At 72.6% G+C, this 25,318-nt stretch carries 28 protein-coding genes and 1 riboswitch; of the genes, 17 read left to right on the forward strand and 11 right to left on the reverse strand.

Annotation, left to right across the window (positions count from 1 at the left end):
- Positions 1 to 54 precede the first annotated feature (54 nt).
- Positions 55 to 2,589, reverse strand: coding sequence for a PEP/pyruvate-binding domain-containing protein (locus tag ABD371_RS22365; RefSeq protein ID WP_344479522.1), 2,535 nt, complete (start codon positions 2,587 to 2,589; stop codon positions 55 to 57).
- Positions 2,590 to 2,716: 127 nt separating this feature from the next.
- On the opposite strand from ABD371_RS22365, the gene ABD371_RS22370 reads away from it, so the two are divergent.
- Positions 2,717 to 2,944, forward strand: coding sequence for a hypothetical protein (locus ABD371_RS22370; protein ID WP_344479523.1), 228 nt, complete (start codon positions 2,717 to 2,719; stop codon positions 2,942 to 2,944).
- Between the two features lie 37 nt (positions 2,945 to 2,981).
- Here the strand turns inward: ABD371_RS22370 and ABD371_RS22375 are convergent, their stop codons facing one another.
- From ABD371_RS22375 to ABD371_RS22395, 5 genes are all read right to left on the reverse strand, one after another.
- A complete protein-coding gene (locus tag ABD371_RS22375) occupies positions 2,982 to 3,857 on the reverse strand; it encodes a bifunctional 5,10-methylenetetrahydrofolate dehydrogenase/5,10-methenyltetrahydrofolate cyclohydrolase (protein WP_344479525.1) in 876 nt (291 codons plus the stop codon).
- 22 nt (positions 3,858 to 3,879) lie between these two features.
- Positions 3,880 to 3,966, reverse strand: a riboswitch (ZMP/ZTP riboswitch).
- Positions 3,967 to 3,998: 32 nt separating this feature from the next.
- On the reverse strand, positions 3,999 to 5,237 hold the full coding sequence (locus tag ABD371_RS22380; protein WP_344479526.1) for an MFS transporter: 1,239 nt from the start codon (positions 5,235 to 5,237) through the stop codon (positions 3,999 to 4,001).
- The gene (locus tag ABD371_RS22385; protein ID WP_344479528.1) at positions 5,234 to 5,725 is read right to left on the reverse strand and encodes a MarR family winged helix-turn-helix transcriptional regulator; all 492 of its coding nucleotides are present in this window, start codon (positions 5,723 to 5,725) and stop codon (positions 5,234 to 5,236) included. Before ABD371_RS22385 ends, ABD371_RS22380 begins: the two co-directional genes overlap by 4 nt.
- Before the next feature lie 61 nt (positions 5,726 to 5,786).
- The gene (locus ABD371_RS22390) at positions 5,787 to 6,461 is read right to left on the reverse strand and encodes a flavin reductase family protein (protein ID WP_344479530.1); all 675 of its coding nucleotides are present in this window, start codon (positions 6,459 to 6,461) and stop codon (positions 5,787 to 5,789) included.
- Positions 6,462 to 6,589: 128 nt separating this feature from the next.
- Positions 6,590 to 8,056, reverse strand: a complete 1,467-nt coding sequence (locus ABD371_RS22395) for an FG-GAP-like repeat-containing protein (RefSeq protein ID WP_344479531.1) — start codon at positions 8,054 to 8,056, stop codon at positions 6,590 to 6,592.
- Between the two features lie 374 nt (positions 8,057 to 8,430).
- Between ABD371_RS22395 and ABD371_RS22400 the strand changes: the two genes are divergently transcribed.
- The 5 genes from ABD371_RS22400 (at position 8,431) to ABD371_RS22420 (ending at position 12,412) form a co-directional block, all read left to right on the forward strand.
- A complete protein-coding gene (locus ABD371_RS22400; protein ID WP_344479533.1) occupies positions 8,431 to 9,219 on the forward strand; it encodes a hypothetical protein in 789 nt (262 codons plus the stop codon).
- A gap of 2 nt (positions 9,220 to 9,221) precedes the next feature.
- A complete protein-coding gene (locus ABD371_RS22405; RefSeq protein WP_344479534.1) occupies positions 9,222 to 10,397 on the forward strand; it encodes a penicillin-binding transpeptidase domain-containing protein in 1,176 nt (391 codons plus the stop codon).
- Between the two features lie 86 nt (positions 10,398 to 10,483).
- Positions 10,484 to 11,146, forward strand: a complete 663-nt coding sequence (locus ABD371_RS22410) for an HAD family hydrolase (protein WP_344479536.1) — start codon at positions 10,484 to 10,486, stop codon at positions 11,144 to 11,146.
- Positions 11,147 to 11,348: 202 nt separating this feature from the next.
- Entirely contained in the window at positions 11,349 to 11,696 is a 348-nt protein-coding gene (locus ABD371_RS22415; RefSeq protein ID WP_190123053.1) for a PRC-barrel domain containing protein, read from the forward strand.
- A gap of 35 nt (positions 11,697 to 11,731) precedes the next feature.
- Positions 11,732 to 12,412 (forward strand): formylglycine-generating enzyme family protein, encoded by a 681-nt coding sequence (locus ABD371_RS22420; RefSeq protein ID WP_344479538.1) that lies wholly within the window; start codon positions 11,732 to 11,734, stop codon positions 12,410 to 12,412.
- Positions 12,413 to 12,433: 21 nt separating this feature from the next.
- Here ABD371_RS22420 and ABD371_RS22425 read toward each other — a convergent pair whose 3' ends face one another.
- Positions 12,434 to 13,102: a TetR/AcrR family transcriptional regulator gene (locus tag ABD371_RS22425; protein ID WP_344479540.1), complete on the reverse strand. Its 669-nt coding sequence runs from the start codon at positions 13,100 to 13,102 to the stop codon at positions 12,434 to 12,436.
- Between the two features lie 95 nt (positions 13,103 to 13,197).
- Between ABD371_RS22425 and ABD371_RS22430 the strand changes: the two genes are divergently transcribed.
- A complete protein-coding gene (locus ABD371_RS22430; protein ID WP_344479542.1) occupies positions 13,198 to 13,572 on the forward strand; it encodes a DoxX family protein in 375 nt (124 codons plus the stop codon).
- Positions 13,573 to 13,732: 160 nt separating this feature from the next.
- Positions 13,733 to 14,449 carry a methyltransferase domain-containing protein gene (locus tag ABD371_RS22435; RefSeq protein ID WP_344479646.1) on the forward strand — a complete coding sequence of 239 codons (717 nt, stop codon included), beginning with the start codon at positions 13,733 to 13,735 and terminating at the stop codon, positions 14,447 to 14,449.
- A gap of 3 nt (positions 14,450 to 14,452) precedes the next feature.
- On the opposite strand, the gene ABD371_RS22440 is transcribed toward ABD371_RS22435, so the two are convergent.
- Entirely contained in the window at positions 14,453 to 15,109 is a 657-nt protein-coding gene (locus ABD371_RS22440) for a class I SAM-dependent methyltransferase (protein WP_344479543.1), read from the reverse strand.
- A 152-nt stretch (positions 15,110 to 15,261) separates the two neighbouring features.
- On the opposite strand from ABD371_RS22440, the gene dhaK reads away from it, so the two are divergent.
- The 9 genes from dhaK (at position 15,262) to ABD371_RS22485 (ending at position 22,208) form a co-directional block, all read left to right on the forward strand.
- Positions 15,262 to 16,254 (forward strand): dihydroxyacetone kinase subunit DhaK, encoded by a 993-nt coding sequence (dhaK, locus tag ABD371_RS22445; protein ID WP_344479545.1) that lies wholly within the window; start codon positions 15,262 to 15,264, stop codon positions 16,252 to 16,254.
- A 94-nt stretch (positions 16,255 to 16,348) separates the two neighbouring features.
- Positions 16,349 to 16,957 carry a dihydroxyacetone kinase subunit DhaL gene (gene dhaL / locus ABD371_RS22450; protein ID WP_344479547.1) on the forward strand — a complete coding sequence of 203 codons (609 nt, stop codon included), beginning with the start codon at positions 16,349 to 16,351 and terminating at the stop codon, positions 16,955 to 16,957.
- Positions 16,954 to 17,400: a PTS-dependent dihydroxyacetone kinase phosphotransferase subunit DhaM gene (locus ABD371_RS22455; protein WP_344479548.1), complete on the forward strand. Its 447-nt coding sequence runs from the start codon at positions 16,954 to 16,956 to the stop codon at positions 17,398 to 17,400. Before dhaL ends, ABD371_RS22455 begins: the two co-directional genes overlap by 4 nt.
- Positions 17,401 to 17,456: 56 nt before the next feature.
- On the forward strand, positions 17,457 to 18,245 hold the full coding sequence (locus ABD371_RS22460) for a hypothetical protein (RefSeq protein WP_344479550.1): 789 nt from the start codon (positions 17,457 to 17,459) through the stop codon (positions 18,243 to 18,245).
- 52 nt (positions 18,246 to 18,297) lie between these two features.
- Complete coding sequence (locus ABD371_RS22465; RefSeq protein WP_344479551.1) at positions 18,298 to 18,744, forward strand: hypothetical protein; 447 nt, start codon at positions 18,298 to 18,300, stop codon at positions 18,742 to 18,744.
- Positions 18,745 to 18,832: 88 nt separating this feature from the next.
- Positions 18,833 to 19,453, forward strand: coding sequence for a class F sortase (locus tag ABD371_RS22470; RefSeq protein ID WP_344479647.1), 621 nt, complete (start codon positions 18,833 to 18,835; stop codon positions 19,451 to 19,453).
- Between the two features lie 45 nt (positions 19,454 to 19,498).
- The gene (locus tag ABD371_RS22475; protein WP_344479553.1) at positions 19,499 to 19,714 is read left to right on the forward strand and encodes a hypothetical protein; all 216 of its coding nucleotides are present in this window, start codon (positions 19,499 to 19,501) and stop codon (positions 19,712 to 19,714) included.
- Between the two features lie 154 nt (positions 19,715 to 19,868).
- A complete protein-coding gene (gene nagB / locus ABD371_RS22480) occupies positions 19,869 to 20,651 on the forward strand; it encodes a glucosamine-6-phosphate deaminase (RefSeq protein ID WP_344479554.1) in 783 nt (260 codons plus the stop codon).
- 270 nt (positions 20,652 to 20,921) lie between these two features.
- Complete coding sequence (locus tag ABD371_RS22485; protein WP_344479557.1) at positions 20,922 to 22,208, forward strand: globin domain-containing protein; 1,287 nt, start codon at positions 20,922 to 20,924, stop codon at positions 22,206 to 22,208.
- 14 nt (positions 22,209 to 22,222) lie between these two features.
- Here the strand turns inward: ABD371_RS22485 and ABD371_RS22490 are convergent, their stop codons facing one another.
- The 3 genes from ABD371_RS22490 to ABD371_RS22500 form a co-directional block, all read right to left on the reverse strand.
- Positions 22,223 to 23,632 (reverse strand): NADP-dependent succinic semialdehyde dehydrogenase, encoded by a 1,410-nt coding sequence (locus ABD371_RS22490; RefSeq protein ID WP_344479559.1) that lies wholly within the window; start codon positions 23,630 to 23,632, stop codon positions 22,223 to 22,225.
- 62 nt (positions 23,633 to 23,694) lie between these two features.
- On the reverse strand, positions 23,695 to 24,069 hold the full coding sequence (locus ABD371_RS22495; RefSeq protein ID WP_344479560.1) for a hypothetical protein: 375 nt from the start codon (positions 24,067 to 24,069) through the stop codon (positions 23,695 to 23,697).
- Between the two features lie 182 nt (positions 24,070 to 24,251).
- The gene (locus ABD371_RS22500; RefSeq protein WP_344479562.1) at positions 24,252 to 25,043 is read right to left on the reverse strand and encodes a carbon-nitrogen hydrolase family protein; all 792 of its coding nucleotides are present in this window, start codon (positions 25,041 to 25,043) and stop codon (positions 24,252 to 24,254) included.
- Positions 25,044 to 25,318: the final 275 nt, after the last annotated feature.

Here is a 25,318-nt window from a genome sequence, read left to right on the forward strand (position 1 = left end):
CAACCGGCGGTCAACCGGCACCCGGCTGACGGTCAAACAGCGCTCAACCGGCGGTCAACCGGCGGTACGGAGCGACACCACGCCCGCGCTCCCGTCCACGGTGACGACGTCCCCCGTACCGATGTCCTCCGTCGCGCCGCGCACTCCCACCACCGCGGGGATTCCGTACTCCCTCGCCACCACCGCCCCGTGCGAGTTGGCCCCGCCCATCTCCATCACCAGCCCGCCGGCGGTGAGGAAGAGGGGCGTCCAGCCGGGGTCGGTGGACGGGACCACCAGGATCTCGCCCGGTTCCAGCCGGGCTCCGACCGGGTCCATGACCACCCGGGCCGGCGCGGTGGCCGTCCCCGCCGACGCCGGAGTGCCCGTCAGGGAGCCGGGGGCGACCGGCGGACGGGGAGCCTCCGGGGCCGTGCCGTCCGAGAGCAGGACCCGGGGGACCGGACGGCGGCGCAGCTCCCGGGCGTAACTCTCCCGGCGTTCGGCGACGATAGGGCGGAGGTCCCCCCGCTCCGACTCCATCTCGGTGAAGTCGAGGAAGAACACGTCCTGGGGCTCGTCGATCCGGCCCCGCGCGTGGAGCAGCGCACCGCGCTCGGCGACGCGCTCACGCACCATGGCGAACAGCCTGACGGCGAGGTACTTCGGGTACTCGCGGAGTCCCGCGAGCAGCCGGGTGCGGCGCAGCGCGAAGCGCACCAGCGGGCCCCGCGCCCCGGCGCGGCGGGCGAGGCGCTCGACCATGGCCTCGGCCTCGGCCCGGGAGCGCGCGAACACCGCGTCCGGGCGGGCCGCCGGGTCGTCGGTGCGCAGAAGGTTGGCGATGACGCCGACGATGTGCGAGGGGTCCTCGGACCAGCGGGGCAGACCGATGTCGATCTCGGCGACGGCCCGGTGGCCCCAGCGGTCCAGGAACTCCCTGAGCCCGCGCTGGGCGGTCTCCGGAAGCTCGCCGTCCAGATACGCGCGGGTCAACTCGTCGGCTCCGCGCCCCGGGTCCTGGAACGCGCGGGCCGCGAGGGGGTCCGCGCGGACGGTGTCCGCGAGCTGACCCAGGGCCAGATCCATCTCGGTGGTGACGTTGTGCGGCAGTCCGCGCAGCACCGTCTGGAGGTCGCCCGGTTCGGTGCGGACGATCCGGCCGGTGAGCGCCAGCATCGCGAATCCGACGAGCGCGGCCGGGGCGAGCGCGGGCAGGACGGGGACGACATGGTCGCGCAGCGCGCCCCGGGCGGTCGTGGACCGGGCCGCCGCGACGATCGCCGGTTCCAGCCGGCGCGCCTCCCGTACCGCCGCCTCGGGGCGGACCAACGCGCGTACCGCCGCGGCCGGGACATGGAACCGGCGGGCGAGGCGCAGCGCGCGCCGGAGGGCGGGGCGGACCGAGGTGGCGGTGAGCGCCAGGCGCGGGTCCCGGGCGCAGAGGTCGGCGAGCACCTCGGCCGAGCGGGCCTCCATGAGGCCGAGCAGTCTCAGGACGAAGGCCCGGCCGGCCCTGTCGCGCAGCGCGCCGGTGAGGTCGAGGAAGATCCGCCCGCCCGCCTCGGTGTAGCCGGTCGACGCCGGGTCGCCGATGACGATCTCGTTGACTGACCGGGCGATCTCACGGAAAGCGGCGCGCCCGGCCGGGGTGATCGGGCGCTGGAGGCCCTGGGCGAGGCTGAAGCAGAAGTAGACGTGGAAGCCGTCCCGCTCCGGTACGGGAAAGAGTGTGGTGATCGGCCGGGCCTGAGTCAGTTGGAGCGCGCCGTCCTCGTCGATCGCCCACTCGATGTCCTGGGGGCTGCCGTAGTGGTCCCGCACCGTGCCGCCGAGGGCGGCGAGCCGCCGGATCTGGTCGTCCGTCAGACAGGGCGTCTCGTCGGCCTCGGCCTCGATCCGTTCCGTGCCGCCGTCCGGGAGCGAGCGGATGATCAGCCTCTTGTCGCCCGGTCGCCGTTCCACGATCGTGTCGGCCTCGACGACGAAACGGTCGGGGTCGACCGCGCCGGAGACGACGGCCTCGCCGAGTCCGGGGCTCGCGTCGACGACGGTCTGCCGCCGGTCGCCGGTCACCGGGTTCGCGGTGAACAGCACCCCGGAGACCGCGGACTGAACCATCGTCTGCACGACCACGGCGAGGTACACGGAGTCGTGGGCGATGCCGTTGGTCTCCCGGTAGGCGACCGCCCGGTCGGTCCACAGCGAGGCCCAGCAGCGCCGTACCGCCTCGACGACCCGCTCCGCGCCGATGACATTGAGATACGTGTCCTGCTGTCCGGCGAAGCTCGCGAACGGGAGATCCTCCGCCGTGGCACTGGACCGCACCGCGACCGGCACCCCCTCGCCGAGCCGGCCGGAGGCGGCGACGACCGCTTCGTACACCTCCCGTGGCACCGGCGCGTCGAGCAGCCGCCGCCGGGCCAGGTCCGGGGCGAGCCCCGTCAGTTCGCGCGTGGCCGGCACCGCCCGGTACGCCTCCGTGGTCACACAGAACCCCGGGGGCACGGGCAGCCCGGCGCGGATCAGCTCGCCCAGGTTCGCGGCCTTCCCGCCGACGAGCGCGGACATCGTGGCATCGACGTCGCCGAGGTCGATCACAAGCGGCATGGCGGCCCTCCGAGCGGCCCTCCAAGGGGGTGGGCTCCTGCCAGGCTAAGAGCAGGCGTACGGGCACACCACCGGGCGTGTCACGCTGTGACGGTCGCCGAAGGGCAGGAAGGAAGAGGGGGAAGAGATGACCGAGAAGCCACTGACGCAGAAGCAGGCGCTCGCCGCGGTGATCCGGGCGCTGGGCGGCAGCTGGGACACCGGGCGCGCCGTACTCGCCCTGCGGCTCGCCGGGTACGAGCCGGCGACCGACGAGGCCGCGGGCAAGGCGGCCCGGGGCCATCTGCGCGACCTCGCCGAGGACGGGGTGATCGTGCGACCGGATCCGGACCGGGCGGTTTACCGGCCCGTTTGACCGGGTCCGGTCCGCCGGGCCCGCCCCCGCCCGTCTCTCACCCCAGGTCCTCGCCGGCCGTCCCGAGCTGTCGCGACGCCGCGTCGACGGTCTGCGCCAGCAGGACCGCGATGGTCATGGGCCCCACCCCGCCGGGGACCGGGGTGATCAGACGGGCGCGGGTGCGGGCGGTGTCGAAGTCGACGTCTCCGACGTTGCCGGGGTTGTATCCGGCGTCGATCACGACGGCTCCGGGCTTGATGTCCTCGCCGTGGATGAGACGGGGGCGTCCGACGGCCGCCACGAGCACGTCGGCCTCGCGGACGATCGCGGACAGGTCCCTCGTACGGGAGTGGCAGTACGTGACCGTGGCGTCGCGGGCGAGCAGGAGCATCCCGGCGGGCTTGCCGAGGATCGCGCTGCGGCCCACCACCACGGCGTGGCGGCCGGCGAGTTCGACGTCGTACTCGTCCAGCAGCCGCATGATCCCGCCCGGTGTGCAGGAGGTGAAGCCGGGCAGTCCGAAGCTCATCGTCCCGAAGGAGCTGATCGTGACCCCGTCGACGTCCTTCTCGGGCGCGATCGCTTCAAACGCCGCCCGCTCGTCGATGTGGGGGCCCGCGGGGTGCTGGAGCAGGATGCCGTGGACACCCGGGTCCAGTGAGAGGGACCGCAGTGTCTCCGTCAGCTCGGCGGTCGTGGTGGCGGCGGGCAGGCCGATCCGCCGGGAGTCGATGCCCGCCTTCGCGCAACGGGCCCGCTTCATCCGTACGTACGTCACGGAGGCGGGGTCCTCGCCCACCAGTACGGTCGCGAGGCAGGGCCGGACGCCGGTGCGCCGGGTGATCTCGGCCGCCCTGCTCGCGGTCTCGTCGACGACGCGCCGGGCGAGGCCGGTGCCGTCCATGAGTCGGGCCGTCTGTATGCGGGACACGGGGCGCCTCCAGGCGTCGCTGAACACTCGCCCAGGCGCGCGGCTTCGACCGATTCGTCGGGCCGCTCCCCGGTGGTGCTTCACCTCAGCGCCAGTCACGGCCGCGCACCACTGTAGTGGACACCCGTTCCGCCGGTCGGGTCAGACCGGCCGGGCCGGTGTCCGGTAGGCGCGCAGCGAGGCGTTGGCCGCCGCCACGGCGGCGACCGCGAGGGTGGCGGAGAGGCCGCCGGCGACCAGGGCGAAGGGGGCGGAGGTGGCGGAGGCCAGCAGGCCGCCCCGGAAGTTGCCGAGTTCGGGGCCCGCGACGCCGATGACGTGTTCCACGGAGGAGACCCGTCCCCGGTAGGCGTCGGGGGTCTCCAGCTGGACCAGGGCGCTGCGGGTGATCACCGAGACGGTGTCGGCGGCGCCGGCCACGGCCAGACAGCAGAGCGCGGGCCACAGCGGACCGGACAGTCCGAAGCCGGCGAGCGCCAGGCCCCAGACGCCCGCTGCGGTCAGCTGTACGAGGCCGGCGCGGCGTTGGCGTGTCACGGTGCCGGAGAACAGGCCGGCTGTGATGCCCCCGACCGCGACGGCCGAGAGGAAGAGGCCGAGGGTCTGCGGGTCGCCGCCGAAGCGGGCCTCGTTGACCAGGGGGAAGAGCGCGATCGGCATGGCGAGGAGCGTCGCGGACAGATCGGTGGCCATCGAGCCCCAGAGTGTCGGGCGGCGGAGGACGAATCGCCGGCCGCCGCGTTCCGCGCGGCGTCCGGGGCCCGCCGGGCCGCTTCCCTCGGGTCTCATGGGCGGGAGGCGGATCATCGTGAGCGCCGAGATCGCCATGGCCACGGCCTGGGCGGCGTAGGCGGCCGGCAGATCCCACCGGGCGATGATCAGCCCGGCCGTGGCGGGCCCGGCCAGCATCGCCGCCTGGAAGGAGACATTGGTCAGCGCGAGCCCGGCGGCGACCTGGCCGGCCGGCAGCAGCCGTACGGGAAGGGTGCGCCGGGCGGGGGCTCCGAGGGCTCCGCACGCGGCCCCGGCGGCGACCAGGGCGAGCAGCAGCGGTACGTTGCGATTTCCGGCCAGGGCCTGGGCCGACAGCCCCGCGGCGGACAGCAGTTGGCCGACGGTGGCGGCCCGTACCACCGAACGCCGGTCGACGGTGTCGGCCAAGGTGCCGCCGAGCAGCCCGAAGAACACCATCGGCAGGCCGGTGGCGAGCCCGATGGCACCGGTGGCCACCGGGCTGCCGGTCAGCTCCCAGACCTGGGCCAGTACCGCCACGGTGGCTGTCTGGCCGCCGAGCTGGGAGGCCGCGGAGCCGATCCACAGCTCACGGAACGGGCGGCTGTCGCGCAGCGGGCGGAGGTCCAGTAACCGGACGCCGCTCATCGCGGTGGCTCGACGAGGTGGTGGAGGATCCGCTGCCGCATCGACCGCTGTTCCAGCGCCCGCCGGACCTCCTCGACGGCGGCGGTCAGCGCGTACGGGATCTCGCCGTCCAGCTCGGCGACCGTCGCGTGGGTGGCGCGCCACTCCGCCTCCAGGAACGGCACCAGCGACCGGCCGCGCTCGGTCAGCTCGATCCGCCGGGTGCGGGCGTCGGGCCCCGGCTCGGAGGTGACCAGCCCCTCCTTGCGCAGGGCGGCGACGGTCTGGCTGATCGCGGAGTGCGAGCGGTTCAGCGAGCGGGCGAGTTCCCGGATGGTCAGCGGTCCGGTGTGGGCGAGCCGGATCAGCGGATAGGCGAACCGGGGCCGCACCCCTTCGATGCCGCGCTCGACGTAGACCTGCTCGATCTCGGCGTCCATGGCGGCCAGCAGCTCGTGCAGCGCCTGCCAGGGGTCGGGGAGCGCCGTGGGGTCGTCAGAAATTGTCACAGCGCTAATATAACAGCGCTGTGACATTTTTCGGCGTCCGTCTGCCTGTCTGTCTGCCCGTCTACTCGTCGGCCGCGGCCTCCGCCTGGCGCGGGGTCTCGGAGATGCCGCTGTGGCCGAGTTCGGGGCCGAGGCCGAAGTAGTGGCGGAAGTTGTAGATCAGCGGGCTCCACGCGGCCGGTTCGATGTGCTGCGTCCCGGGCACGACGAGGCGCGGGTCCGCGTGGACCCGCAGCACACGGGCCTCGACGATCAGGAAGTCTCCGGCCACGTCGGTCCCGACGCGCACGGCTCGGGCCTCCAGCTGGATCGGGCACTCGGCGACACGGGGCGGGCGCACCGACCGCGACGGCCGCGGAGTCAGCCCCGCGGCCTCGAACTTGGCGGGCTCGTAGCGGATCGGACGGCCGCCCGAGGGGGCGGGCGAGGGGCGACCGGTGAGCCGGCCGAGGCGTTCGACCGCGGGCCACTGGCCGGGCTCGGGGAGGTTGATGACCAGCTCCGGCCGGGCGGCGAGATTCTGGCCGGTCCGGCCGTCCTTGCCGAGCCCCAGGACCACGACGTCGCCGAGCGCCCAGGCCGACGACATCGGCGCGAGGTTGAACGAGCCGTCGGGATTCTCGGTGGTCAGCAGGACGACGGGGGTGCCGAAGTAGAGGATGCTCGGGGTGATGGTCAGGTGCTCGGCGGGCTGTTCGGTGCCGGGACGCGCCGTGCTGGGCTGTGCGGTTCTCATACGGCGACCGTAGGCAGCGGACGGTTCGGCGGCGGCCGAAGCGAGGCGGTGCGACAGTGGGCCGCGAGGCCTCCTGCGGCGGGCCCGGATCCGCGCGGCGCTTCGGTGCGCGGACCCGGACCGACGGCTCAGTCGGTGAAGTTCATCCCGTAGCCGGGGTGGCCGGCGGTGGAGATGCCGATCGCGCCCGGCGAGAGCGTGCGCGCCCCGGCAGTGGTGATCTTCTTCCCGTTGGAGCGGAGCAGGATGACCGAACCGTTGTAGTCGTCCTCGCCGTGGACGCCGACGGTCAGATCGCCCCTTCCGTCACCGTCCAGGTCGGAGAGGCTGACATCGCTGCCGAAGTTGTCCGACTTCTCGGGCGCGCCGGGCACACCGGCGCTGTCCTGCGAGAAGGACTGCGCCCCGGCGGTGGAGAGACCGTCCGCCGTGCCGTACAGCACGGTGACGGCACCGGCGAACTGGGTCGAGCCGACCGTCTCGCCGTACGCGCCGATCGCCAGATCGAGATGGCCGTCGCCGTTGATGTCGCCGAGGCCCAGCTCGTTGCCGAAGTGGTCCGCCTTCTCGGAGGAACCGGGCACACCGGGGGTGTCCTGGGTGAACGAGTCGGAGATGCCCCGGACCGGGCCGCTCGCGCTGCCGTTGACCACGAGGACCTTGCCGCCCTTGGCGGCGGGCTGCCCGGCGGCGTCCGTGTCCTTGCTGCGGTCCCACTCCAGACCGATGACGATGTCGGCGTACTTGTCGCTGTTGAGCTTGCCGACGACGGTGATGGTGCCCGCGGGCAGCACCCGCGCGCCGCCACCACTCAGATCGCCGCCGCGGGTGCCGCGCACCCAGTAGTTGGCGTTGAAGTCGGTGGCGGTGCTGTACGCGTTGACGACCAGGTCGGCGATACCGTCGCCGTTCACATCACCGGAGGTGAGGTAGCGGACGCCGTTGTAGGTGCCGGTGTGCACCGGCAGGCTGATGCCGTCGTGGCCGCCGGTGCCGCCCGACTTGGTGAAACCGCCCCGGTAGCGGTGGACGGTGGCACCGGTGGAACCCAGGGCGATGTCGATCCTGCCGTCGCCGTCGAAGTCGGCCGTCTCGATCGACTTGGCGAAGTTGTCGTGCTTGGACGGAGCGGGGTCCTTGATGGTCGTGCCCCCGTTGAGGCCCTTGGCCGAGCCCCAGAGAATGACGGCGGTGCCGCCGTCCTTGTCCTTGCCGACGTCCTCGCCGTAAGCGCCCACGGCGAGGTCGGCGAAGCCGTCCTTGTTGAAGTCGCCGAAGCCGCTGGCAGCGCCGAAGTAGTCGTCGGTCTCGGCACTTCCGGGGACCCCCGGGGAGTTCTGGCTGATCAGAGCGCGGTTGGTGGCGGTGATGCCCTTGGCCGAGCCGTAGTGGACGACGATCTGGCCCGCGCCCTTCTTCCCGGCGACGGCGGCGAACGCCGCGGAGACGGCGATATCGATGTAGCCGTCACCGTTGAAGTCGGCGTGCAGACCGGAGCCGGCCGCCGAGGCGGGGCTCGCGGAGATCGCCACCGTGCCGCCGGTCAGCGCGACTGCGACGGCGGCGGCCAGGGCCGTACGGAACTTCTTCTGCATGCGGACGTCTCCTGCGGCATGCGGGGAGGCCGGGTCCCGGCCTCCTCAGTCAATGGGTCGCGTTCCGCCCTGTTCACCCGGGATTGTTCGCGGGTCATCCGTGCGGTCGGCGAACGGAAGACCACCTGCGAGGCGGGAGGGTTGTAGGGGAATCGGGGAAATCTTTGGGTCTTCGGTGGTTTCCGTGAAGGTGGTCGGTCTCGGTCCGAGAGGAGTGTTCGTCGTCAGAAAGGTGGCGAGGCCGCGGGCGAGACGGCTGGTCTCCGGGAGGCGATCGCAGCGCTCGCACACTTCCGATCCGCCTGCGGCCACGCGTCTCCCGTACGGTGGATACGCTTGGCGATCCCTGCTGACCGATCGAATGGGGACAGAAGTTGAACGACTCCGCTCAGCCTCGCCAGACCTGGTCGGCAGCGTCACCATGGTCCGGCCGTCGGGCCGCGAGCGCCGACATCTGGATCGTCTCCGGCAGTCAGTGTGCCGGCAAGACGACGACAGCCCGCCTGCTCGCGCAAGCACTTCCGCTCGCCGCGCACGTTGAAGGCGACGAGATGCAGCGACTGATCGTCTCGGGTGCCCGGTGGGGGGTGCCCGGTGACAACGACCCCGACACCGGACGTCTGACCGGCGACGCAGGTGTTCAGTACGGGCTGCGCATCCGCAACGCGTGCCTCGTGGCCGCCGCGTTCTCGGATGCCGGCATCACCGCGATCGTCAGCGACACGATCATCAACGAAGGTTTCGAGTCACTGATCGAGGTCCTGGAGGGGCGACAGGTCCATTTTATTACGCTCCGCCCACCCGTCGCGTTGCTACGGCAGCGTGGAATCGACCGGTTGCCCGAGGAGATCGCGTTCCTGGCGGCCCGCTACGGCGACTCGGATCATCCCGAGGCCGCGACATTGGCCGAACGAGTCCGCGCCGCAGCCGAGGGCCGCGCCCTCAACGAGTTCGAGGAGGTCATGGAGCGGGGCCTCGACCGCCTGCCGCCGGTGGGACTCCGGGTTGATCCCAGTGGTCTCGATCCGCAGGATGTGGTGGACCTTCTGCTGAAGCGGCGGGCCGAGGCAGCCTGGGTGGTGAGCGCCGGGCAGGTCGCCTTCGAGAGGGTGAGCCCCGCTGCCCGTGGCGGTGGCGGGGCTCGGCAGGGACCTAGAGTGTGATCATGCCGTCGGTCATCAAGCGTTCCCTCACCGCGCCCCTGCTCCTCGCGCTGCTGGCCGGCTGCTCCGGCGACACAAACCCTCCCAACGGGAGCGGGACACAGCCGAGTTCGAGCGCTCCCACCGGCGGGTACGGCGACATCCTCGTCGACGGCAAGCCCGTCACGGGGTCGAAGCCGAGCGGGAACAAGAAGATCCCCTACCGGCGCACCTACACCGAAGGCGCGTTGTACGCACCGGTGACCGGCTATCGCTCGCTCGGGTGGAGCACCTCAGGGCTGGAGTCCGTCTACGAGAAATCCCTGACCCACCGCAAGGGCGACGACGTGGAGACCACCGTCGATCCTCAGGCGCAGAAGGCCGCCTTCGAGGCGCTCGGCACACGGCGTGGGGCGGCGGTCGCGCTCGACGTCGCGACGGGCGCGCTGCTGGCCGTCGTGAGCACGCCTTCCTACGACCCGGGGGCGTTCAGCGGCTACTCGTTCAAGGATCAGGAAGCCTGGGAGAGTACGCACGAAGACGAGAACAAGCCCATGCTCAACCGGGCGCTGCGCGAGGCGACCGCGCCCGGTGAGACCTTCGACATCGTGATCGCGGCGTCGGCCCTGGACCACGGTCTGTACGACACCGCGGACGAGCCCGTGGACGGCGGTTCGGGCGAGTGCGCGAACACCACCATCCGTACGGCGCTGGCCCGCTCCTGCAACGAGGTCTTCGCGAGACTGGCCACGGATCTGGGCGAGGAGAGGCTGCGCGGGACCGCGGAGAAGTTCGGCTTCGGCGACGAGCTGTTCGTCCCGATCCGGGTCGCCGAGAGCACCTACGAGAGCTACCGGAACGGGGCCGTCACCGTCACCCCTCTCCAGCTGGCCAGGGTGACCGCGGCCCTCGCCAACCGCGGCCTGATGGCGAGCCCCCATCTGGTCGCCGAGGACAAGAAGGCACAGGGGCAGATCGCGCAGAGCGTCACGGCCGCCACGGCGGGCCTGCTGCTCCCCGCCGTACGGGAGAAGAGGGACTGGGCCCCGACCGCCACCGGCGGCACCCCGTCCTCCTGGTCCCTCGTCTACGCCCGGACCGGGAAGGGCGACACCGTCGCGCTCGTCGCCCGCGTGGCGACCTCGGACGCCGACACGGCCGCGCGGGTCACCTCGGCGATGGCGAAGGCACTTTCCTGAAGCAGGACTCACCGAGGAGGTCCGGCAGTCCGGCAGTCCGGCACCCGCGAGCCGGCCTCCTCGCGCGATGGTGACATCCTTGGCCGGTGTTCTCATCCGATCCCGTGGGCTGCGTGTTCTTCGATGTCGACGGCACCCTCGTCCCGGGCACGAGTTCCTCCGTCTTCCTCGCCGGATTCCTCGGCCATCGCGACGAGTTGGCCAGGGCCGAGGACGCCTACGCCTCCGGCGACCTCGACAATCGGCAGGTCTCCGAAATCGACGCCAGAGGGTGGGCGGGCGTGTCCGAAGAGCGAGTCCTTCGACTCCTCGACGGGCTTCCCCTGGTCCCGGGCATCACGGAGACCGTGAGCTGGTGCCGGCGGAACGGATTGGTACCCGTACTGGCGACTCTCGCCTGGTCGCCGGTCGGCGGCCATCTGACCGACCGCTTCGGCTTCCACGCGTTCAGCGGCCCTCGTCTGGAGACCGTCGGCAACCGGTTCACGGGCCGTGTCGCCCGCCACTTCGACGAGTACGGCAAACGGGATTTCGCCCTCGCCCAGGCCCGGGCGCTGGGGTTGGCCCCCGGCGTCTGCGGAGCCGTCGGGGACAGCCGCTCCGACCTGCCCCTGTTCTCTTCCGTCGCCCTGAGCGTCGCGTTCAACGCCTCGGCGGGAGCACGGGCGGCGGCGACCGTCGCAGTCGACGGGGACGACCTGCGAGAAGTGATTCCCGCGCTGAGCCGCCTGGTCACGGCCCGGCGGTGACGATCACGGTCACGGGCGGGAGAGCACGGCGACGTCATAGCTCGTAGGCACCGGCGAGTCGCTCGTTGTCGTAGACACGGCTCACGGAACCGATCCTGGCACGGATCGTCCCGGCTCACCGGTGATGAGTACCGGCCCGGGATCAGGGCAGGCGGTGTTCAGCAACGCTCAGAACAATTCGGCGGCAGAAGAGGGAGTATTCATGTACGCGCACCTGTGGTCCTACGTTCCGACGGCCGGTCACACGGCGGACGACGACCTCACCGGATACGGCGTCGAGGCGGCGGACGGCCATATCGGAAAGGTCGACAAGTATTCCACCGAGGTCGGCTCGCAATACATCGTCGTGGACACCGGAGTGTGGATCTTCGGCAAGGAAGTGATGCTGCCCGCGGGCACCGTCACCAGCGTCGACCACGAGAGCCGGACCGTTCACGTCGCCCGGACGAAGGACGAGATCAAGGCATCCCCGGAGTTCGACAAGGACAGGCACCTCGGCGACCCGGCCTACCGCGACCAGCTCGGTGGGTACTACAGCTCCGGTCACTGACGGCGGGCCTCCGTCGCCCCTAAAATCTTCCGATCATGGACATGGTTATGGGCGGCAACGAGATGATCGCCATCCCTCCGGGGCGGGTGACGCTGTCGGACCGGCGGACGCAGCGCAGTTGGCCGGTCGAGCTGGCGCCCTACCGGCTCGGGGCGTTCCCGGTCACCCAGGGGTTGTACGCGCAGGTCACAGGTGGGCGGCCGAGTGCCGCCCAGGGCGATCGGTTCCCCGTCGAAGGGGTTTCCTGGTGGGACGCGGTGCGGTTCTGCAATGCGCTGTCCCGGCGTGAGGGGTTCGCGCCCGCGTACCGCTTCCACACCGACGGCGAGGGCGAAGGCGTCGGGTGGGACACGTCCGCCGACGGGTACCGGCTGCCGACCGAGGCCGAGTGGGAGCACGGGTGCCGTGCGGGTACGACGGGGCCGCGTTACGGGGAGCTGGACGAGATCGCCTGGTATCGCGGCAACTCGCGCGAACGCGTCCATGACGTGGGGGGCAAGAGCCCCAACGCGTGGGGGCTGCACGACATGCTTGGCAATGTCTGGGACTGGTGCTGGGACGTCTACGACGCCGAGGTCTACGGCGAGTACCGGGTGCTCCGCGGCGGTGGCTGGTTCGACGAGCACTGGAGCTGCCGGGCCTCGGCGCGACGCCGCAGCCACCCGGCCTTCCACGTGGACGACGTGGGTTTCCGTATCGCGCGTTCCGTCGTGTGACGGCCGGGCGTCGCCCCCGGTTCAGCGGTGCGGGCGGGCGGCGACCATCGCGTCGTGGAGTTCCCCGGGGCCGGGGGCCGGGGGCAGCGCCGACGCCGTACGGTCCGCGCGGTCCGCGCGGTCCGCGCGGCAGGAGTCGAGCAGCAGCGCGACCAGGCGCTGCCACGCGCCCGGTGCGGCATGGCGGGTCGAGGACAGCACTCCGGCGTTGGCCATCAGGAACAGCATGACGTCGCCGCTCGTCAACTCGGGCCGCAGACTGCCCTGCTCCTGGGCGCGGCGGATCAGCGCGTCCACGGCGGCCAGGGCGCGGGACCTCGGCTCCTCCATCCCCGGCGAGTCGGGGAAGCAGGCGGTGAAGCCCTCGGTGACTCCTCGGTCGGCGGCCTGCATGGCGCAGACGCGTTCGACGAAACCCCGGAATCCGTCCCAGGGGTCGGCGGCCAGCGAGGCCTCCTCGGCGAGACGGGCCAGCTCGTTCATCCGGTCGGTGAGGACGGCCTCGATGAGCGCCTCCCGTTCGGGGAAGCGCCGGTAGAGCGTGGCGATGTTCACCTCCGCCCGCCGAGCGATCTCCTCCAGTGGCGCCCCGAGCCCGCGCTCAGCGAATACGGTGCGCGCCGCCGAGGTGATGCGCGCACGGTTGAACTCCGCGTCCTTGCGAAGTCCCCGGCGCTCGTCCGATGTCATGCCCCCATCCTACAAGTGAAGGATTGACTGCGGTTCTGCTAGGTTGACGCCCGCCATCAAAACGCAGGCATCCCTTCACTTTTGGAGAGCGCACCGTGAACATCGTTCTGTGGGTCGCCCAGGCCCTCCTTGCCGTGCTGTTCGCCGGAGCGGGCGGCATGAAGATCGCCCTGCCGCCGGACTCGCTGATTCCGCTGATGCCCTGGGTCGTCGACTTCGCCCCGCTCGCGGTGCGGGCCATCGGAGTGGCCGAAGTGCTCGGCGCGGCCGGGCTGGTCCTGCCCGCCGTGACCTCGATCGCCCCCGTGCTGACCCCGATCGCCGCCGCCGCGCTCGGCGTCCTCATCGCGGGCGGAACGGTTGTGCACCTCGCCAGATCCGAGTACCCGGCCGCCCTCGCCAACACGGTGGTGCTCGCGGCGGCCGTACTGGTGGCCCGGGTCGGATTCCGGCGCTTGACGGCCCCGTAGGGCCCGTAGGGAATCCGCCGTCCCCCTGTGCGTGCGCGGCCCGCGATCCTATGCTGACCCCCCGGGGGCGGAGACGACCTGGAGGGCATGCCTCATGAAGGCGGCGGGCAGGGGAACGTCAGCGGTGAGGTCCGGGGTGAAGTCAGGGGTCAAGCGGCTCCTGGGACGCGCCGGATTCGACATCGTGCGCAGCACCAACAACCTGGGAGGCGTCGACGACTTCATCCCGTTCGAGGCGACGATGCGAGCCGCGCGGGCGGCCGGTCTCTCGGTAGGCGACCACATCGACGAAGTCATGAACGGCACACCCGGCGCCACCCAGTCCACCATCGACGAACTGCGCGCCCTCGGCGTCTTCGCCGCCGCCCCGGACACCGTGCTGGAGATCGGTCCCGGCTCCGGACGGTATCTGGAGAAGACGCTGAAGGAGTGCTCGCCGAGCCGCTACGAGATCTACGAGACGGCCGCGCCCTGGGCCAGCCACCTGGTGGAGACCTTCGGCGTCGTCGCCCGGCCGACCTCGGGAAGCAGCCTCGCCCCGACACCCGACGGCAGCGTCGACCTCGTCCAGGCCCACAAGGTCTTCAACACCGTGACCTTCCTCTGCGCCTCCCGCTACTTCTTCGAAATGGCCCGGGTCACCCGCCCCGGCGGCCGCATCGTCTTCGACGTCATGACCGAGACCTGCCTCGACCCGGCCACGGTGCGCGCCTGGGCCACCCAAGGCGGCGCGGGCCACGACTCCTACCCCGCCGCCATGCCCCGCCGCACCTGCGTGGACCTCTTCGCGACCCTCGGCTGCGTCCTGGAGGCCGGCTTCCTGGCACCCATGGGCGTCGCCTCCACGGAGGTGCTCGTCTTCACGAAGACGGCTTGACCCTCAGACCGGAAGGTCCTTGCGGACGAGCAGGTGAATCGCCTGAAACTGCCGCAGGTCCGCGGGCCGGGGCTCACACACCATCCGGGCCACCTCGGCCAGCCCCGATTCGAGCAGCATCTCGGCGAGACGGTCCGGCCACCACCGATACGCCGGCGCGACCGCGTGATCGAAGACCCGCGCCGGGTCGGACGCGTCGCCACCGGCCCAGAAACCGAGCAGAAGGCAGCCGCCGGGCGCCAGCACCCGGCTGAACTCCGCCAGAATCGCCGGGAGTTCCGGCGGCGGCGTATGGATGATCGACCAACGCGACAGTATGCCGCCCAGCACACCGTCGTCGAAGTCCAGCGCGGCCATCGAACCGACGTCGAACCGCAGACCCGGATATGCCCGCCGCGCCAGCCCGATCATCTCGGGAGAGGCGTCGACGCCGGAGACCTCCAGCCCCAGCCCGTCCAAGTACGCGGTGACATAGCCGGGCCCGCATCCCAGGTCCGCGACCCGGCCGTTCCCACTCGCGCGCGAGATCTCGGCGAAAGCACTCAAGAACGCGCGGTCGAGGGGCTCGTCGCGCAAGGAGTCGGCGAACCGGTCCGCGTAGACGGGGGCCACGGCGTCGTACGCCTCGCGGACGGGACTGAGGGCATCGTGTTCGGCCATGTCCGCGACCGTACCCTGACGCTGTTGCCCCATTCGGCCCCTGGCGTTCACAACGGGCCGGGTGGCGATGCCCTGCCCCGCCCCGCGTCCCGCTCATACTGGGCGGATGCCGCCCGCTCCACGGGCCTGACCGGCCATCAGAGGAGATACCGATGAGGATGCTGATCAACACCCCGGAGACCGTGGTCGCCGATGCCCTGCGGGGGATGGCCGTCGCCCATCCGGAGCTGCGCGTGGATGTGGAGAACCGGGTGGTGGTGCGGCGGGACGCGCCGGTGGCGGGGAGGGTGGGGATCGTGTCCGGGGGCGGGTCGGGGCATGAGCCGCTGCATGGGGGGTTCGTCGGGCCGGGGATGCTGACGGCGGCCTGTCCGGGGGCCGTTTTCACGAGTCCGGTGCCGGATCAGATGGTGCGGGCGGCGCTCGCGGCCGACAGCGGGGAGGGGGTGCTGTTCATCGTGAAGAACTACACCGGGGACGTGCTCAACTTCGACATGGCCGCCGAACTCGCCGAGGAGGAGGGCGTACGGCTGGCGAAAGTGCTGGTGGACGACGATGTCGCGGTGACCGACAGCCTCTTCACGGCGGGGCGGCGCGGTACCGGGGCGACGCTCTTCGTGGAGAAGATCGCCGGGGCGGCGGCCGAGGCGGGAGCGCCCCTGGAGGAGGTGGCGGCGATCGCGCGGCGGGTGAACGAGAGCTCGCGCAGCTTCGGTGTGGCGCTCAGTTCGGTGACGACTCCGGCGAAGGGCACCCCGAATTTCGATCTCCCGGACGGTGAGCTGGAGTTGGGCATCGGGATCCACGGGGAGCCCGGGCGGGAACGGCGTCCGATGATGACTTCGCGCGAGATCGCCGATGCCGCCGTGACGGCGGTGGTGGAGGACCGGCCGCCGACGGGTCCGGTGCTGGTGCTGGTGAACGGCATGGGGGCGACCCCGCTGCTGGAGCTGTACGGGTTCGCGGCGGAGGTGAGCCGGGGGCTCGCCGAGCGGCGGGTCGAGGTCGCCCGTACCCTCGTCGGGAACTATGTGACCTCGCTCGACATGGCCGGCTGCTCGGTGACGCTCTGCCAGGTGGACGAGGAGTCGCTGCGGCTGTGGGACGCTCCGGTGCAGACGGCCGCGCTCCGCTGGGGCCGCTGAACCGAACGGGTGTCGACCGGGTACCGACCGGACCGACCGGACCGACCGGAACCCGAGGGAAAACGACCGGGAACGACGACCGCAGGGAGTTCATGTGCTCGACGCCGATTTCTTCCGCCGCTGGCTGATCGCCTGTGCCGCCCTGGTGGACCGTGATGCCGCGCGGCTGACCGAGCTGGACTCGGCGATCGGTGACGCCGACCACGGGAGCAATCTCCAGCGCGGTTTCACGGCGGTGGCGGCGGCCCTGGAGAAGGAGCCGCCCCCGACACCCGGGGCCGTGCTGACGCTCGCGGGCCGGCTGCTGATCTCGACCGTGGGCGGTGCGTCCGGTCCGCTGTACGGGACGCTGCTGAGGCGTACGGGAAAGACGCTCGGCGACGCGGCCGAGGTCACGCCCGCGCGGTTGGCCGAGGCGCTGCGGGCGGGGGTGACCGCCGTCGCGGAGCTGGGCGGGGCGCGGCCGGGCGACAAGACCATGCTGGACGCGCTGGAACCGGCGGTGGAGGCCCTCGGCTCGGCCGACGCGCCGTTCGCCGCCGCCCGGGAGGCCGCCGAGCAGGGCGCGCTGGCGACCGTGCCGATGCTGGCCCGCAAGGGCAGGGCCAGCTATCTGGGCGAGCGCAGCATCGGGCATGAGGATCCCGGGGCGGCCTCGTCGGCGCTGATCGTCGGCGCGCTCGCGGAGGTGGCGGCCGGATGAGCGGGGACGGTGTGGCGGGCGGGGGCGGTCGGACGGCGGCGGGCGGGCAGGTCGGCATCGTGCTGGTCTCGCACAGCGCCAAGGTGGCCGCCTCCGTGGCGGAGCTGGCCAGAGGGCTGGCGGGCGGGGGCGGGACCGCGCCCGTCACCCCGGCGGGCGGCACCCCGGACGGCGGGCTCGGCACCAGCTCCGAGCTGATCGCCCGGGCGGCCCACGCGGTCGACGGCGGCGCGGGGGTCGCCGTGCTCGTCGATCTCGGCAGTGCGGTCCTCACGGTGAAGTCGCTGCTCGCGGAGGGCGACGAACTGCCCGGCAGCACCAGACTGGTGGACGCGCCCTTCGTCGAGGGCGCGGTCGCCGCCGTGGTGACGGCCTCGGCGGGCGGGGATCTCGACGCGGTGGTCGCGGCGGCGGAGGAGGCGTACGGCTACCGCAAGATCTGAGGTCAGGATCCGACGCACGGGACGGCCGTCCGTGATTCGAAGGGACGAAGTCCGGAATGCACGTCCTGGAGGACCCCTCCGAGCTGTCGGCGCGCGCCCGGGAATTCCTTCGGCGCACGGGCCGCCGCGAGCGTCCCGCCCGGTTCGAGCCGCCGGTGGAGTTCTGGCGGGTGCACGGCCGTGGGGGCGGGCTCGTCCCCGCCCCCATGGATCTGATCATCCGCTGCGAGGGCTTCGAGCGGCGGTACGGCGGGCTCCGCTACCGGGTGCGGCAGAGCACGGCGGTGGACGGGGAGCGGTACGAGACCGTCCGCGAGTGGGCGTACGACCACTTCGGCATGGAGACACGGGCGTGGCCGGACCCCCGGGGGAAGGGGTGGTACTTCGAGTGGGCCGGGGAGCGGGTGTCGAAGCCCTGCCGGGATCTGCTCCACACCGACGGCGGTGTGGGCACCGATGTCGACGGCGGTAGTCCCTACCTCCCGCTCGCCCCGTCGGTCGCCGCTCTGATCGAGTCCCACGCGCTCATGGACGCCGTCGCCGCCTGGCGGCCCTGGCCGGTGAGCGGCCCGCTCGCCGCCTCGGCCGTCGGGCTTCTCGACGGACTGGCCGAAGTGCCCGAGGCCTCGTGGCCCTCCTCGCGCTGGCGGATGTCGGACACGGTGGCGGTGCGGGACTCCGACACGTGGGAGCGGAGGAACCCCCGGCGGCTGATCCGGCTCTGGTCGCTCGGCGCGGCCGGGGACGACCGGGTCCGGGCCGCGCTGGAGGCCGCGAAGGCGATCGCGGCGGCGGGGCGACCGTTCGGCCCTCCACAAGTGGCAGGGGCGCGGCGGCGCTCCTAGCGTCGGTCTCCTGTGATGTCCACCCAGCATCGGAGGCCTGCCCATGTGTGCCGTGCGTGCCGGACGTGTCGTGTCCCTCGCCCTGGCCGGTGCCGCCGCGCTCGCCCTCGGCGCACCGGCCGCGCTCGCCGACGAGGAGGTGCCGGGCGGTGACGTCCCCTCCGCGGCCGGGGAGGAGGTGCCGGGCTCGGACGCGCCCCCGGGCGGCGACGAGGAGGAGGTGTCGCGGTTGGACACCCCCTTCGGCGCGCCGGACGACGGCGGTCGCGAAGACGGCGGGCCGCAGTCCGGTACCGGGCCGCACACCCCGGCGGACCAGGCGGACCAGGCGGAGCGGACTGTTCCGGACAAGCCGGGCGGCGGGGTGCGGGCCGGTACCGGAGGGAGTCCGGCCGGGCCGGACCCGGGAACGCTCGCCGCCGGGTCCGCGCTGGTCGCGGGCGCGGTCGGCGGGGGCGCTCTGCTGGCGTACCGCCGCCGCTCCGGAGCCCGTGGCTGACCCGGTACGGAACCGGGTGCGGCATCCGGTCCCGTACCCCGCCAGACCCGCCCACCATCCGGCGGCCCGCCACAGCCCCTGGTTCGCCCTGCTGTCCGTCCTGCTGTTCGGGGTCTTCCTGCTGCGCGCCGGTACGGCGGGGAGTGCGGCCGGGCCGCCGCCCGCGCCCCGCGCCGAGGCGGCGGTCCCGCAGCGGGCCGCCGCGACCGCCCCCGCCCCCGCCGCCGGGCGGCGGGACGCGCCGGGCCCGCTCCCCCGCTCCCGGCCACTGCGGATCACGATCCCCTCGCTGCGGGTAAACGCCCCGCTGCTCGGGGTCGGTCTCGGCGCGGACCGCCGGATCACGGCCCCGCCGGCGGCGGACGGCGGGTCGGCGGGCTGGTACACGGGGGCGGCGGCGCCCGGGGAGCGGGGCACGGCCGTCGTGGTGGGCCATGTGGACAACGCGGCCGGGCCCGCCGTGTTCCATCCGCTGGGCTCCCTGGAGCGGGGCGGCCGGATCGAGATCCTCCGCGAGGACGGCCGAACCGCCGTCTTCACGGTCTACGGCAATGAGGCGCACCCGCTGGCGGCCTTCCCCGCCGAGCGCGTCTACCGGGACGGGCCCCGGCCCGAGCTGCGGCTGATCACCTGCGGCGGCCGGTACACCGAGAGGGCCGGATACGACGGCAATGTGGTGGTCTTCGCCCGGCTGACGGAGGTGCGCTGAGCCGCCGGGACACTCCCCGCCCCGGGCGGCTGGCAGACTGGGGGGATGTCCGCTCCTCGCCGTCTGTGCCCGGTCTGCCGTCGTGAAATCGCCATTGTCGCGGGCCGGTTCGCCCGCCATGATCCAGCGGGTTCCCGGGTGGCGGCGGAGTTGGTCTCCTGTCCCGGCTCGCGGCGGCAGGCTCCGTACGACTCCGCCCTCCAGCCCTCGCTGGACGGCTCCGTGGTGCCCGTCTTCCCCGGCCAGCTGCCGCTGTTCTGAGGCGTTCGGGGCGCGCGGGCGGGGTGCGGCGGGACGGACGGCCCCCGGTCCGGTGGTCCATCCCCTGGCGGGTACGCGACAGATGCCCCACCCACCCGGTAGATTGGTCTACACCATTGCGCATACCGAGACGCACACAGAGACAGGGATCTTCGTGGAAGTTGTCATCGTTCCGGACGCCGCCGCAGGCGGCGAGCTCATCGCCGAGGCCATGGCCGACCTGCTGCGCCGCAAGCCCGACGCCCTGCTGGGGGTGGCGACCGGGTCGACGCCGCTCCCGATCTACGAAGCCCTCGCGGCCAAGGTGCGCTCCGCCGAGGTGGACCCGTCCCGGGCCCGGATATGCCAGCTCGACGAGTACGTGGGGCTCCCGGCGGGACACCCCGAGTCCTACCGCTCGGTGGTACTGCGCGAGGTCGTCGACCCGCTCGGGCTGACCGAGGACTCCTTCATGGGCCCCGACGGCTCCGCCGAGGACGTCGCGGCGGCCTGTACCGCCTACGACCGCGCCCTCGGCGAGGCCGGCGGCGTCGATCTCCAGCTGCTCGGCATCGGGACCGACGGACACATCGGCTTCAACGAGCCGTGCTCCTCGCTCGCCTCGCGCACCCGGATCAAGACGCTCACCGAGCGGACCCGCAACGACAACGCGCGGTTCTTCGACAGCCTCGACGAGGTCCCGCACCACGTGATCACCCAGGGCATCGGCACCATCCTGGAGGCCCGCCACCTGGTGCTGCTGGCCACCGGAGAGGCCAAGGCCGACGCCGTGGCGCTCGCCGTCGAGGGTCCCCTCTCGGCCCTGGTGCCCGCGTCGGCGCTGCAGCTCCACCCGCACGCCACCGTCGTCGTCGACGAGGCCGCCGCGTCCCGGCTGAAGCTGGCCGACTACTTCCGCGCCACCTTCGCCGCCAAGCCGGACTGGCAGGGCATCTGAACGGCAGGCAGGCCGCGTCCTCCCAGGACGTCCGGGCTCTCTCGTCCGATCGGGTCCCCGCCGCACGGCGGGGACCTCGCGGAACCTTCGCACCACGGCGGCGGGCCGGTCGGCCGCCACTCGCGCACCGGCCCGTGTATCAATTTCGCGTCCGCCGGAACAATTCCGCGCCCAACGGCTCGTTTTCGCCGTTGAGTTGATACGGTGCGCTCGCTCGGCACTTGTCGCACGTCGAACTGACGCGCAACCGTGCAGCCCCGGGGGATCTTCATGGACGACGACAGCGCCCGCGACCTTCTTGTGGTCAGGGAGAGCCTGGAACGTGTCAGACGGCGGGCCGGTCACGCGGTCCGCTACTTCTACGCCCATTTGTTTAGTCACCATCCTCATCTGCGGGCGCTGTTCCCCGCCGTGATGGCCGACCAGTACGAGAGACTCTTCGCCGCCCTGGTCCACGCGGTGGACCATCTCGGCCATCCCGGGCTGCCGGCCCATCTGGAGCGGCTCGGCCGGGACCACCGCAGATTCGGGGTGGTGGACGAGGACTACACGGCCGTCGGCGACAGCCTGCTCGCCGCGATCCGCCGGCACTCGCCCTTCACCTGGGACGAGCCGACGGAAGCGGCCTGGCGGCGGGTGTACACGGGCGTGGCCGAGGCCATGAAGGAGGGGGCGCACCGCTCCGAGGCCTCGGGGGATCCCGCGTTCTGGGAGGCCACCGTCGTCTCGCACCGGCTGCACGGCGATCACACGGCCGTGGTCCGCGCCGCCGTGCGCACCCCGTATCCGTGGCGTCCCGGGCAGTACGCCACCGTCGAGCACACCGGGCTGCCGGGGGTGTGGCGTCCCTACTCCCTGGCGGGCGGCTCCTCGGGGGCGGGCGACCGGGAGCGGATTCTGGAGTTCCATATCGGTCGGGTGCAGAACGGGCTGCTGAGCACGGTCTTCTGCGACCACACCGAGCCCGGCCAGCTGCTCCGGCTGGGCGCGGCCTCGGGCGCGGCGCTCGCCCCGCCGCCCGGCACCCCCGCCGTCACCCTGATCGCCGCCGGCACGGGCTGGGCCCCGGTCAAGCCGGTGCTGGACGAGTTACTCGCCCGCAGACCCGCTCCCCGGGTCCGGATCGACGCCGTGGCCAGGGGGGAGTCGCACTTCTACGACGGCGCCTCGCTCGACGGTCTGCTGCGCGACCATCCCTATCTCAGCGCCTACTGGTGGTACCAGGAGTACGGCGAGGGCAAGATGAGGGCGGCGGAGCGGCTGCACACCCATCTGCGGGCGCGCCGCGACTGGGCGGGCGAGAGCGTCTATCTCTGCGGGCCGGTGAAGTTCGTCCAGGAGACGGCCGAGCTGCTGTACGAGAGCGGACTGCCGCACTCCTCGCTGATCCGCGATCCCCAGCCGTACTCACAGCGGCAGCGCGGCCATGTCTCGCACGCGGAGGCGTTCCTCGACCCCGTGCCGGTGAACTGGATCGATCCCCAAGCCCGTACCGAACCGCTCCGGGCCCCGCTGCCCGCGACGCTCCAGGCCCCGGTGGCAGCGCCCGGCGGCTGACCCGAGGGGGCCGTTCACGGCTCCCGCTCGCCGGCCGGGCCGTACCAGAGGGTGGTCACCTCGCAGAACTCGCGGATGCCGTGCGCCGAGAGCTCTCTGCCGTAGCCGGAGCGCTTGACGCCACCGAACGGGAGGGCCGGGTGGGAAGCCGTCATCCCGTTGAAGAAGACGCCGCCGGCCTCGATGTCCCGGGCGAAGCGCTCCTGCTCGCCCTCGTCCCGGGTCCAGGCGCTGGAGCTGAGCCCGAACGGGGTGTCGTTGGCGAGGGCGACGGCCTCGGCGGCGTCGGCGACCCGGTAGACGGCGGCGACCGGCCCGAAGGTCTCCTCGCGGTGGATGCGCATGGTGTCGCGGATCCCGGTGAGCACGGTGGGCTCGTAGAACCAGCCCCGGCCCCGGCCCGGCGGGCGGCGGCCCCCGGTGAGCGCGGTCGCGCCCCGGCGTACGGCGTCGTCCACGAGTGCTTCGAGGTCCTCGCGGCCCTGCTCGGTGGCGAGCGGGCCGATCTGGGTGGCCTCGTTCAGCGGATCGCCGACGGTCAGTGCGCGCATGCCCTCGGTGAAGCGCTCGCAGAACGCGTCGTGGACGTCGGTGTGGACGATGAAGCGCTTGGCGGCGATGCAGGACTGGCCGTTGTTCTGCACCCGCGCGGTGACGGCGGTGTCGGCGGCCCGCCGGACGTCGGCCGACGGCATCACGAGGTAGGGGTCGCTGCCGCCCAGCTCCAGCACGGTCTTCTTCACCTCGTCGCCCGCGACGGCGGCGACCGCGCGGCCCGCGCCCTCGCTGCCGGTGAGGGTCGCGGCGGCCACCCGGGGGTCGCGGAGGACGGCCTCCACCGCGCCCGACCCCACCAGCAGGCTCTGGAAGCAGCCTTCGGGCCAGCCCGCGCGCCGGAAGAGTTCCTCCAGGTAGAGGGCGGTCTGCGGCACATTGGACGCGTGCTTGAGCAGGGCCGTGTTCCCCGCCATCAGGGCGGGGGCGGCGAAGCGGACGACCTGCCAGAGCGGGAAGTTCCAGGGCATGACGGCGAGCACCACGCCGACCGGGCGGTAGCGGACGACGATCCGGGCGGCCCCGGAGTCCTCGGTGTCGGCGGCGGACGGGTGCTCGTCGGCGAGCAGGGCGGGGGCGTGGGCGGCGTACCAGCGCATCGCCCTGGCGCATTTGGCGGCCTCGGCCCGGGCGGCGGTGATCGGCTTGCCCATCTCGGTGGTCATGGTGCGGGCGATGGAGTCGCGGTCCTCGTCGAGCAGATCGGCGGCGCGTTCGAGCAGCCGGGCGCGGCGGGCGAAGCCGAGGGCGCGGTGCTCCTCGAAGGCCCGCCGGGCGAGGGCGATCCGCCGGCCGGTCTCCTCGGCGGTCAGCGGCTCGAAGGTTCTGCGGGTCTCCCCGGTGGTGGGGTCGACGGTGGCGATGGGCATCCCGCTCTCCTCTCCTCCGCGCCCGCCCGGGGACTCCCCGGCGGCGGCGCGGAAGACACTGCCTAGGCTCCGCTCTCCAGTCTCAGCTGGACGTCCTTCTCCTGGTCGCCCGCCGCCATGCCCTCGTCATGGACGACAAAGGCGGCGGCGAGGGTCTCGCGCATCCGGTCGACGGCCCAGTAGCCGCCCTGGACCTCGGCCTCCACGGGGGAGCCGAGCCGCTTGCGGCCGGGCGCGGGCCGGGCGGCGGCGGTGACGTCGAAGGTGGCGGTCCACACGGTCGTACGTCCCTCGGAGACGTACTGCGGGACGTCGTCGGCCGCGCGATCGGACGCGTAGGACTCGCCCAGGAGGTGGAACACCGTGTCGGCGTCCTCCTTGGTGCAGCCCGCGATCGTCACCACGACCGGCGATACGGGCTGTTCGCCGCTGTTCACCGTTGTCCCTCGCTCTCCTGGACCGTTGTCCCGCGAGCCGTTGCGCGCGGGGCGGGCGTCGTCTCCCGGGCTCCAGGCTCACCCGCCGTCGCGCCGCCCGCCACTCGTCGGCTGTTTCGGGGACGAGGCCGACAAGCGGGCGGACGGGCCGCCGGACGGGCGGACGAGCGGACGGGCAGGCGTCAGAGCCTGCGGTTGGCCAGCACCGGTACGGAGGCGCGCACGGAGGCGACCTCGGCCGCGTCCACATCGGCGATGAGCAGCCCGGGGGCGGCCTCCAGCCGGGCGCGTACGGTGCCGTCCGGCCCGACCAGGGCGCTGTGGCCGATTCCGGCGGGGGTCTTCGGGGGTGCGGGGCGGCCGGACGCGACCGGGTCGGCCTGGTCGACGGCGGCGACCCAGAGGGTGGCGTCGAGCGCCCGGGCGCGGATGAGCAGCTCCCACTGGTCGCGCTTGCCGGGGCCGTCGCCCCAGGAGGCGGGGAGCAGGGTGAGGACGGCCCCGGCGTCCGCGTGCGCCCGGAACAGCTCGGGGAAGCGGACGTCGTAGCAGGTGGCGAGGCCGGTCCGGACTCCGGCCACCTCGATGGTGACCACTTCGGAGCCGGCCGCGACGGTGGCGGACTCGGTGAAGCCGAAGGCGTCGTACAGATGGATCTTGTCGTAGGAGGCCTCGACGCCGGGTCCGGTGGCCAGCAGGGTGTTGGTCACCTTGCCCTCCCCGGCGGGGGTGAACATCCCGGCGACCACGACGAGTCCGGCGTCCTGGGCGATCCGGCGCACCCCGGTGGCCCAGGGGCCGTCCAGCGGTTCGGCGAGGGGGGCGAGCGGGGTGCCGAAGCAGGCCATGGTCGCCTCGGGGAAGACGACGGCGTCCGCGCCGGAGTCCGCCGCGCGGCGGGCCTGTTCCCGTACGGCGGCGAGGTTGTGCACGGGGTCGGGGCCGGTCGTGATCTGACTCAGTGCGATACGCATGGCGGTCCTTGGGGTGAGACGGTCGTCGAGGGCGCGCGTCGAGGGCGGAGTGGTCCATCTTCCCCGTGCCGCCACTTCCGCGCACAGGTGTTCCCTTTCATCGCTTCATGTCGCTCGGCGTCGCTCAATGTCGCTTCCTGCGCGCTTTCATGGCTACGATCAGGCCAACGGAGGAAGAGAGTCCGTTTTTCCCGGGATGTAGTGCATCCAGGATGCCGAATCAAGGTCGACTCGGCGTATACAAGATCACAGAGCATCGGCCGCTGCGTCACCGC

This window comes from Streptomyces amakusaensis (assembly GCF_039532665.1).
Lineage (GTDB): Bacteria > Actinomycetota > Actinomycetes > Streptomycetales > Streptomycetaceae > Streptomyces > Streptomyces amakusaensis.

Coding starts and splice junctions, on each gene's coding strand:
- ABD371_RS22365 (WP_344479522.1), bottom strand. CDS start 2,589: ATGCCGCTTGTGATCGACCTCGGCGACGTCGATGCCACGATGTCCGCG.
- ABD371_RS22370 (WP_344479523.1), top strand. CDS start 2,717: ATGACCGAGAAGCCACTGACGCAGAAGCAGGCGCTCGCCGCGGTGATC.
- ABD371_RS22380 (WP_344479526.1), bottom strand. CDS start 5,237: ATGAGCGGCGTCCGGTTACTGGACCTCCGCCCGCTGCGCGACAGCCGC.
- ABD371_RS22390 (WP_344479530.1), bottom strand. CDS start 6,461: ATGAGAACCGCACAGCCCAGCACGGCGCGTCCCGGCACCGAACAGCCC.
- ABD371_RS22395 (WP_344479531.1), bottom strand. CDS start 8,056: ATGCAGAAGAAGTTCCGTACGGCCCTGGCCGCCGCCGTCGCAGTCGCG.
- ABD371_RS22405 (WP_344479534.1), top strand. CDS start 9,222: ATGCCGTCGGTCATCAAGCGTTCCCTCACCGCGCCCCTGCTCCTCGCG.
- ABD371_RS22415 (WP_190123053.1), top strand. CDS start 11,349: ATGTACGCGCACCTGTGGTCCTACGTTCCGACGGCCGGTCACACGGCG.
- ABD371_RS22420 (WP_344479538.1), top strand. CDS start 11,732: ATGGACATGGTTATGGGCGGCAACGAGATGATCGCCATCCCTCCGGGG.
- ABD371_RS22425 (WP_344479540.1), bottom strand. CDS start 13,102: ATGACATCGGACGAGCGCCGGGGACTTCGCAAGGACGCGGAGTTCAAC.
- ABD371_RS22440 (WP_344479543.1), bottom strand. CDS start 15,109: ATGGCCGAACACGATGCCCTCAGTCCCGTCCGCGAGGCGTACGACGCC.
- dhaK (WP_344479545.1), top strand. CDS start 15,262: ATGAGGATGCTGATCAACACCCCGGAGACCGTGGTCGCCGATGCCCTG.
- ABD371_RS22455 (WP_344479548.1), top strand. CDS start 16,954: ATGAGCGGGGACGGTGTGGCGGGCGGGGGCGGTCGGACGGCGGCGGGC.
- ABD371_RS22460 (WP_344479550.1), top strand. CDS start 17,457: ATGCACGTCCTGGAGGACCCCTCCGAGCTGTCGGCGCGCGCCCGGGAA.
- ABD371_RS22475 (WP_344479553.1), top strand. CDS start 19,499: ATGTCCGCTCCTCGCCGTCTGTGCCCGGTCTGCCGTCGTGAAATCGCC.
- ABD371_RS22485 (WP_344479557.1), top strand. CDS start 20,922: ATGGACGACGACAGCGCCCGCGACCTTCTTGTGGTCAGGGAGAGCCTG.
- ABD371_RS22490 (WP_344479559.1), bottom strand. CDS start 23,632: ATGCCCATCGCCACCGTCGACCCCACCACCGGGGAGACCCGCAGAACC.
- ABD371_RS22500 (WP_344479562.1), bottom strand. CDS start 25,043: ATGCGTATCGCACTGAGTCAGATCACGACCGGCCCCGACCCCGTGCAC.